We start from the raw sequence: 677 nt of genomic DNA, 5'->3' as shown, positions 1-677 counted from the left end.
GATTCACCAACGGTGTATTTTTGCGAACATGATATGAAACACAGCTGTTTAATTGCTATCCCTTCATTTAATTGGAGTTTTCTTATGGATTACAAGATCGATTTTAAAGATGAAAGGCCGATGCTAATTAAAGCTTTATCTAAGTGTGTTAGTGATTACGATGCGGAAAGCATTGCTGATGTACTTTATGATTATGTGTTTAGTGAATTCAATTAAGTTTTTCATAACAACTTCATTAAGAAATGGGGAATGGAAAATGAAAAGGATAGCAAAAGAATTTTTAGAAATTACAAAAGATGTTTTTGAAAGACAAAGTACAGCCAAACCATGCATTTATTACTACAATGGTAAATTAGATTTCTCACCCGGTGATACGTTAAGTGGGACAGCGATGGTAGTGCACAATGGAGAAGCGGAAATTGTAAAAGATACGGGAGATTTAGCAGAGTTAACAAATGAATGGGAATTTGATTTTAAAGTTGCTGTTGAAATTCTTGCTGAATCCCTTGAAGATTATATTCTCGAAAAAGAAGAAGATAAAATGTTATAAAAGCGTTACTTGAGAAAAAGTAGGTGAAATCGAAATATGATTGAATCTGTAATGGATCAAATAAAATGGATTTTGTATATCGAAGCACTTTTCTTGATTTTATCCTATCGTGTATTTAGGTATGAGC

At 32.2% G+C, this 677-nt stretch carries 2 protein-coding genes; both read left to right on the top strand.

Going from position 1 to position 677, the window contains the following annotated elements; all coding sequences use genetic code 11:
- Positions 1-216 (top strand): YueH family protein (locus AC1DJR_RS32540; protein WP_477004518.1); only part of this gene is annotated, 216 nt, incomplete at its 5' end.
- 40 nt (positions 217-256) lie between these two features.
- Complete coding sequence (locus tag AC1DJR_RS32535; protein ID WP_476997688.1) at positions 257-550, top strand: hypothetical protein; 294 nt, start codon at positions 257-259, stop codon at positions 548-550.
- Positions 551-677: the final 127 nt, after the last annotated feature.

It is taken from the genome of Bacillus sp. 05T31 (assembly GCF_056396725.1).
The sequence above is the reverse complement of the archived record's forward strand: the minus strand, read 5'-3'. Positions and strand labels throughout refer to the sequence as shown.